8 protein-coding genes are annotated in these 7,356 nt (G+C 45.8%); 3 read left to right on the forward strand and 5 right to left on the reverse strand.

The features are described 5' to 3' along the window. Nucleotides 1-26: 26 nt before the first annotated feature. The 4 genes from araD to ulaG all read right to left on the reverse strand — a co-directional run bounded on the left by araD (nt 27) and on the right by ulaG (nt 3,535). Entirely contained in the window at nt 27-719 is a 693-nt protein-coding gene (gene araD / locus P7M01_RS07060; protein WP_317483320.1) for an L-ribulose-5-phosphate 4-epimerase, read from the reverse strand. After that, nucleotides 713-1,573 carry an L-ribulose-5-phosphate 3-epimerase gene (locus tag P7M01_RS07065; protein WP_317483321.1) on the reverse strand — a complete coding sequence of 287 codons (861 nt, stop codon included), beginning with the start codon at nt 1,571-1,573 and terminating at the stop codon, nt 713-715. Before P7M01_RS07065 ends, araD begins: the two co-directional genes overlap by 7 nt. Nucleotides 1,574-1,606: 33 nt before the next feature. Then, nucleotides 1,607-2,353 (reverse strand): HTH-type transcriptional regulator UlaR, encoded by a 747-nt coding sequence (gene ulaR / locus P7M01_RS07070; protein WP_317483322.1) that lies wholly within the window; start codon nt 2,351-2,353, stop codon nt 1,607-1,609. Nucleotides 2,354-2,443: 90 nt separating this feature from the next. Next, nucleotides 2,444-3,535: an L-ascorbate 6-phosphate lactonase gene (gene ulaG, locus P7M01_RS07075; protein WP_202936617.1), complete on the reverse strand. Its 1,092-nt coding sequence runs from the start codon at nt 3,533-3,535 to the stop codon at nt 2,444-2,446. 375 nt (nt 3,536-3,910) lie between these two features. Between ulaG and P7M01_RS07080 the strand changes: the two genes are divergently transcribed. The 3 genes from P7M01_RS07080 to P7M01_RS07090 all read left to right on the forward strand — a co-directional run bounded on the left by P7M01_RS07080 (nt 3,911) and on the right by P7M01_RS07090 (nt 7,036). Beyond that, the gene (locus P7M01_RS07080; RefSeq protein ID WP_202936616.1) at nt 3,911-5,689 is read left to right on the forward strand and encodes a PTS ascorbate-specific subunit IIBC; all 1,779 of its coding nucleotides are present in this window, start codon (nt 3,911-3,913) and stop codon (nt 5,687-5,689) included. Between the two features lie 71 nt (nt 5,690-5,760). Then, nucleotides 5,761-6,228, forward strand: a complete 468-nt coding sequence (locus tag P7M01_RS07085; RefSeq protein WP_317481574.1) for a PTS sugar transporter subunit IIA — start codon at nt 5,761-5,763, stop codon at nt 6,226-6,228. A 130-nt stretch (nt 6,229-6,358) separates the two neighbouring features. Then, nucleotides 6,359-7,036 carry a 3-keto-L-gulonate-6-phosphate decarboxylase UlaD gene (locus P7M01_RS07090; protein ID WP_317481575.1) on the forward strand — a complete coding sequence of 226 codons (678 nt, stop codon included), beginning with the start codon at nt 6,359-6,361 and terminating at the stop codon, nt 7,034-7,036. 95 nt (nt 7,037-7,131) lie between these two features. Here P7M01_RS07090 and P7M01_RS07095 read toward each other — a convergent pair. Then, nucleotides 7,132-7,356: hypothetical protein (locus P7M01_RS07095; protein WP_317486334.1), on the reverse strand; the 225-nt coding region annotated here is incomplete at its 5' end.

Genomic DNA, 7,356 nt, shown 5'->3' on the forward strand with positions numbered 1-7,356 from the left:
GCGCTTTTATTCCGGCTAACGCGACATTACTGACCGTAATAGGCGTTTTTGCCGTGTTTGCGCAGATAATGTTTATCAAGCAATTCCTGTTGCATAGGTTGAACATTCGGGCGAATTAATTTGCTGAATGCGTTCATATAGGCAATTTCTTCCAATACCACCGAATTATGTACGGCGTTGAAGCCGTCTTTGCCCCACACGAACGGACCGTGAGAATGAACTAACACCGCCGGAATATCCGTCGGGTTGATGCCGCGTTTACGGAAAGTTTCTACGATCACTTTTCCCGTTTCCAGTTCGTATTCGCCGGCAATTTCTTCCGCTGTCATTTTGCGGGTGCAGGGAATGGCGCCGTAGAAATAATCGCCGTGAGTGGTTCCTAACGCAATCAGATCTTCGCCCGCTTGCGCCCAAGCGGTTGCATGGCGGGAATGGGTATGCACGATACCGCCGATTTCAGGGAACTGACGATAAAGTTCCAGATGCGTCGCCGTATCGGATGAAGGCTTTTTATCGCCCCACACGTGATTACCGGCTAAATCCACAATCACGATATCGTCCGCGCTCATCACATCGTAATCTACGCCTGAAGGTTTAATCGCGACCAAACTTTTTTCGCGGTCAATTTCGCTTACATTGCCCCAGGTAAAGGTAATTAATTTGTGTTTTGGCAATTCAAGATTTGCTTCAAGTACACGTTCTCTTAACTCTTTTAACATTGGAAACCACCTTCTTTCATTTTTTGTTCAATCCAGCGACGGGCGTTAATAATTTCGACAATCGGCTCGTCTGATTTTTCCGTCCACATTTCGATTAAAAACGCGCCGCGATAATTCAATTTTTGTAAAATCCGGAATACGTTTACAAAATCCACACAACCTTCGCCGAAAGGCACGTCGCGGAATTGTCCTTTGCAGGTTTCCGTCACTTTGTAGGTGTCTTTTAAATGGATTTTGGAAATTTTATCAATACCGAGGGTTAATTCTTCTTCCACATTGTCATTCCAGGCGGACAGATTACCCACATCGGGATAAACCGTAAACCACGGCGATTTAATGATTTCGTCCCATTTTTTCCAACGGGAAATCGAACTCATAAATTCGGTATCCATGATTTCCACCGCCAAGGTCACTTCATTGGCGGCGGCTAACGCCGTCGCCCATTCCATACCTTCCCGGAAGCGTTGTAACGTGCCTTCGTCCTGTTCTTCGTAATAGACGTCGTAACCCGCCAGTTGGATTGTCCGAATACCTAAATCCACCGCCAGCCGAATGGCTTTTTCCATAATTTCATAGGCTTTTTGGCGGGTCGCTTCGTCATGGCTGCCGAACGGAAAACGGCGATGCCCGGATAAACACATGGAAGGGATCGTCACGCCGGTTTTAATGATTGCGGACACCAACTCGATACGTTGTTCCGCTGTCCAGTCTAAACGGGCAAGCCGCTCATCGGTTTCATCAATTGAAATTTCGACGAAATCAAAACCGCAGGCTTTGGCGATAGATAAACGATCCTGCCAGCTGATTCCTTTGGGTAATGCTTTTTCATAAATACCTAATTTATGTTTTCTCATCGGCATCTCCTGTTTTATCCGATTTTTTAAATATTAAGCCAGAATCACTTCCAGTCCTCTGTCTTTTAATGCCTTAATGATTGTCGGATCCGCTTCTTTACCGGTAATCAATATGTCGATATTTTTCAACTCGTTAAACAACATTCCCACTTGTTTACCAAGTTTCGAACTGTCCAGTAATACAACATATTTGTTGGCCTTCGACGACATTTGCCGTTCGGAATTGGCAATAATCATATCCGTTTTATACAATCCTTCCGTGGTAAAGCCTTTTCCGCTGGTAAACATAATATTGGCGGCATAAATCGCTTCATTCTGATTATTTAAAGACAGCATCACCTGCTTATCCTTATTGTACTGACCGCCGATAATCACGATGTCGTCATGATCATGCTGAATGAGATAATTCGCCAACGGAAGATAATTGGTAATAATCTGTAATTTTCGCCCGCACAAATAGCCGCCCAACACTTGCATGGTCGAACCGCAGGTCAACACCACACTTTCGCCGTCCAGGCACAGGCGGCCGGCGGCTTGCGCAATTCGCCGTTTTTCCTCCAGATTATGGATATTACGGACTTGTTCCAACTCAATACCGGTGCTGATCTTTTCCGCTCCGTTTCTGACTTTAACCAATTTACCGAGCGCATTTAACTTATTAATATCACGACGGGCTGTAGCGGGAGAAACGCCTAAGAGTTGGATAATTTCCGTTGTTGAAAGGACCGTTTTTTCGTCTAATAGATTTAATAGCTGCTTGTGACGATAATTTTCGTTCATTATTATATTTCCTAATTTTTGTAATCATTTTAAATCATAATGAACAGGAAAAGCCACCTTTAGCGCGTAAAAGTGGCTTTATTATCAATCTTACAGAATGGATTTAAACGGAACGTTCGGTTCTTGTTCGAAACAATCGTCAAAACCGCGCGGATGATGATATTCCACTAAATCTTTATCGCGCGGATAAACATATTTACCGCCCACTTCCCAGATAAACGGATGGAATTGATATTGCAGGCGATCTTTACGCATCCGGTAAAGCGCAAGAATTTCATCGGTGCTGGCGGTAAAGTTTGTCCAGATATCATGATGAACCGGAATCACCACTTTCGCCCGCAAACATTCCGCCATACGTAGAATATCTATAGACGTCATTTTATCCTGAATACCCAACGGATTTTCGCCGTAACTGCCTAACGCCACATCGATATCGTAATCTTTACCGTGTTTCGCATAATAAATCGAATAATGGGAATCCCCGGAATGATAAATGTTACCGCCCGGCGTTTTAATCAGATAGTTAACGGCTTTCAGCCCCATTTCTTCATCGCTCGGACAAATACCGTTCAATTCACCGCCGTTATCTTCCGCGCCGCGCGCCGGTAATGTCACCAGACAGGTACGGTCAAAAGAATCCAACGCCACCAGTTCAAGATCTTTAATTTTCACGCTGTCGCCGGGTTTCACCACTACACAGCGTTCTTCCGGCACGCCCCATTTTTTCCACATATCCACGCAATACTGCGGACCGATAAACTTAACGTGATTTAATGCCGGATTTTGAATCACCGCCGCCGCCACGTTCACATCGATATGGTCGTTGTGATAATGGGTCGCCACAATGGCGTCCACTTTATTAATCGCGAACGGATCCAACACGCTGACGGAATTACGCAAATTCGGTTGCAATTTACGCACGCCCGCCATATTTGCCATTTGATGACCGCGCACCATGTCTTTCACTTTTTTGGTCGCTTTACCCCGACCGCACCATAAATCGATACATAAATTGGCGTCACCCGGCGTTTTCACCCACAAACCGACGCAGCCTAACCACCACATCGCCACATTATTAGCGGGCACTTCTTCCTGTTCGATTTCTTCGTTAAGCCAGGTTCCCCATTCCGGAAAGGTCGAAAGAATCCAGCTTTCCCGGGTAATTTCATTTACTTTGCTCATATTACGCTCCTCTATAGCGGACAGAATGACAATAACTCAATCACAAATAATCATAAACAATCATAAAAATTTGTAAAACAATTTTTTATATTTTTGTGATGAAGATCTCATTTTTAACAGAACCCATCGCTTAAATAGTAAAATTTTCAGACAAATCACCCTTTTTTGATTGGAAAAAATGGCAACACGAAAAAGTGCGGTCAATTTTTTGATGATTTTTTCTGACAAAATAAATTGTGATCTAGCTCACAAATAATCAAAAATAATCTTTCATAATTAAATTCGAAGGTCTATCATGCATTCCGGTAGCTAATTGTCAGCCGTAAAAAATCGTGCGTTAACTACATCGTTCTCATCATCTATAGGAGAATTACTATGGAAATCTTTATGTGGATCAACGAACAGATCCTGTCAAAGGCCCCTTTGTTACTGGGTATCGTCGCCTGTATAGGGTACATTCTGTTGAAAAAAGATACCGCAACCATTATCAAAGGAACCATTAAAACCATTGTCGGCTTCATGTTGGTACAAGTGGGGGCCGCCACCTTAGTTCAGGGTTTTAAACCTATTATTGACAATCTGGCTAAATTCCACGGTTTAGCCGGCGCGGTGATCGATCCTTACACCAGTATGCAGGCGACCATTCAAACCATGGGCGAAAATTACGCCTGGGTCGGTTATGCCGTGTTACTTGCGCTGGCTATCAATATTCTGTTGGTGGTATTCAGACGTTTCACCGGTATCCGCACAATCATGCTGACCGGCCACATTATGTTCCAGCAGGCGGGTTTAGTGGCGGTGTTCTATATGATTATCGGCGCGTCTATGTGGGAAACCGTGATTTACACCGCCGTGATTATGGCCTTATATTGGGGTATATCGTCCAATATCATGTATAAAGCCACGCAATCCGTTACCGGCGGCGCCGGCTTTTCTATCGGTCACCAACAGCAGGTTGCGTCCTGGATCGCCACAAAAATCGCCCCGAAATTAGGTGATAAAAAAGACAACGTAGACCACATGGATTTACCGAAATGGTTACATATTTTCCACGACAGCATTTCCGCCACCGCGATCGTGATGTCCGTATTCTTCGGCATTATTTTGCTTTCTTTCGGCTTGGAAAATCTGCAGTCCATGGCGGGAAAAACACACTGGACCATCTATATTCTTGAAACCGGTTTGAAATTCGCCGTTGCCATTCAGGTTATCGTCATGGGCGTACGGATGTTTGTGGCGGAATTATCCGAAGCCTTCAAAGGGATTTCCGAACGCGTAATTCCCAATGCCGTGCTCGCCATTGACTGTGCGGCGATCTATGCTTTCTCGCCAAACGCCATGGTATTCGGCTTTATGTGGGGCGCCATCGGTCAGTTCGTTGCGGTCGGCATCTTATTGGCGGTAGGCGCGCCGATTCTGATTATCCCGGGCTTTATCCCGATGTTCTTCTCTAACGCCACCATCGGCGTATTCTCCAATCATTTCGGCGGTTGGAAAGCGGTTATGAAAATCTGCTTTGTCATGGGAATTATCGAAGTACTGGGCTCTGCCTGGGTCATTCAATTATTAGCCAGCCAGGGCACCACCTTCAATGGCTGGATGGGCATGGCGGACTGGGCGTTATTATTCCCGCCAATCTTACAAGGCATCGTAAGCATCCCGTTCTTTTTCTTCATTCTGCTTGCCTTATCTCTGGTTTATATGTATTTTGCCTCTAAGAGATTACGCGCCGATGAAGCGGCAGCCGCTGCGGCGGGCAAAACCCTGGAACAAATGGACGGCTACGGTTTAGAAGAAGAAACTGAAATTGAAACGCAACCGATGCAAACGGAATCGGCAGCCGTACAAAGCGGCGAACGCCCGATTCGGATTCTGGCGGTATGCGGTTCCGGCCAGGGTTCGTCCATGATGATGAAAATGAAAATTAAAGGCTATCTGGACAAACGCGGTATCCCGAACATTATGGATTCCTGCGCTGTCACCGATTACAAAGGTAAACTCAATGAAATCGACATCATCGTCGCCTCGCAACATTTGGCCGACGAAATTGACGTCGGCGAAGGCAAATCCGTACTCGGCGTAAAAAATATGCTGAATCCGAATTCATTCGGCGACGAATTGGTCGAGCTGATTAAAAAACATACGGAACAATAACGCCAAACCGTTCTTCCCCGATTTTCGCTCGGGAAAGAACGGCCTCATCTCATAAACAGGAGGAATATAGCATGTTAAAAGAATCTCTCGTCGAAAATAATTCCATCAAACTCAATCAAACCGCCGCGGACTGGAAAGAAGCCATTAAAATCGGCACGGATTTACTGGTGGCGGCCGGCACCATCGAACCGCGTTATTACGATCACATTATCGACAATATTGAAAAAATGGGCCCTTACATCATTCTGGCGCCGGGTCTGGCAATGCCGCACGCCCGTCCGGAAGAAGGCGTCATCAAAACCTCTTTCGCGTTGGTCACGCTGAAAGAACCCGTCGTCTTCCAGGGCGAAGAGGAACCGGTTTCCGTCTTTATCACACTGGCGGGCAGCGATTCGGACAAACACATGGAAGGGTTAATGGAAATCACCCAAACCCTGGATGATCCGGACAGCGAAAGCGGCGTCGATTTGGATAAAATTCTGCGCTGCCAAACTAAAGAAGACGTGCTGGCGGTGATTGACGCCGCATTAAACGAATAAAAAAAGCGTCGTCATTTTTATTCGCAATCCTTTTAAGGATTCAAGGACCGTTGGCAAAGCCAAGGTTCAAAAAACGATGCTTTTTTTGACCGCACTTTTAACAATTTCAAATCAGACAGAGGAAAATAAAATGAGCAAACCGTTACTGCAAATCGCATTGGATTCACTTACCCTGGAAAAAGCCGTCGCCGACGCCAAACAAGCGGAAAATTCGGTAGAAATCATTGAAGTGGGCACCATTCTCGCCTGTGCCGAAGGCATGAAAGCCGTTTCCGTTCTGCGCGCGCTACATCCGAGCCACATCATCGTGTGCGATTTAAAAACCACCGACGGCGGCGCCATTTTAGCTAAAATGGCTTTCGAAGCCGGCGCAGACTGGCTAACGGTTTCCGCCGCCGCCCATCCGGCGACCAAAGCGGCCTGTAAAAAAGTGGCGGACGAATTTAACGCCGCCCATCCGGATCTCAAAGTAAAAAAAGAAATCCAAATCGAAATTTACGGCAACTGGACATTAGATGACGCCAAAGACTGGGTGGCGTTAGGCGTACAACAAGCGATTTATCACCGCTCCCGCGACGCCGAACTCGCCGGCAAAGGCTGGACGCCGGAAGATGTGGAATTAATGAAAAAACTCTCCGATTTAGGGCTTCAACTTTCCATCACCGGCGGCATTATTCCGCAGGATATTCATTTATTCAAAGAAATCAAGAACGCCAAAGCCTTCATTGCCGGTCGCGCGTTAGTGGGCGAAAAAGGCCAACAAACCGCCGCAGCCATTCGCGAACAGATAAATCAATATTGGGCATAATACCGGCTGTTGCGGTATAAAAGTGAAAAGTGCGGGAAAATTTCAGCCTGTTTTTTAATCTAAAAAACGTTTGGAATTTTGACCGCACTTTTACGTTAATTAGCATAGTAGACAAATGGGTTACTAATTTCTTGAAAACTATACCCCAAAGCATTCCAATCATAATCCTCATCATTCTCTGTCGATAATTCCGCCTGTAATAAACCGTAAGGATCATAAGGTCTGTCCTGAGACAGCTGATACCCGATATTTGCAATCGCCGTCGCCCCCATTTCCGTTAACAGCGGATACTTCTCAATCCCTTGACCGACTTTCGGTAA

This window comes from Exercitatus varius, from assembly GCF_029577735.1.
Classification (GTDB): domain Bacteria; phylum Pseudomonadota; class Gammaproteobacteria; order Enterobacterales; family Pasteurellaceae; genus Exercitatus; species Exercitatus varius.

What these genes read in the sequence shown, in the direction of transcription:
- P7M01_RS07080 (WP_202936616.1), top strand. Translation starts at nt 3,911, where the DNA reads ATGGAAATCTTTATGTGGATCAACGAACAGATCCTGTCAAAGGCCCCT.
- araD (WP_317483320.1), bottom strand. Translation starts at nt 719, where the DNA reads ATGTTAAAAGAGTTAAGAGAACGTGTACTTGAAGCAAATCTTGAATTG.
- ulaG (WP_202936617.1), bottom strand. Translation starts at nt 3,535, where the DNA reads ATGAGCAAAGTAAATGAAATTACCCGGGAAAGCTGGATTCTTTCGACC.
- ulaR (WP_317483322.1), bottom strand. Translation starts at nt 2,353, where the DNA reads ATGAACGAAAATTATCGTCACAAGCAGCTATTAAATCTATTAGACGAA.
- P7M01_RS07085 (WP_317481574.1), top strand. Translation starts at nt 5,761, where the DNA reads ATGTTAAAAGAATCTCTCGTCGAAAATAATTCCATCAAACTCAATCAA.
- P7M01_RS07065 (WP_317483321.1), bottom strand. Translation starts at nt 1,573, where the DNA reads ATGAGAAAACATAAATTAGGTATTTATGAAAAAGCATTACCCAAAGGA.
- P7M01_RS07090 (WP_317481575.1), top strand. Translation starts at nt 6,359, where the DNA reads ATGAGCAAACCGTTACTGCAAATCGCATTGGATTCACTTACCCTGGAA.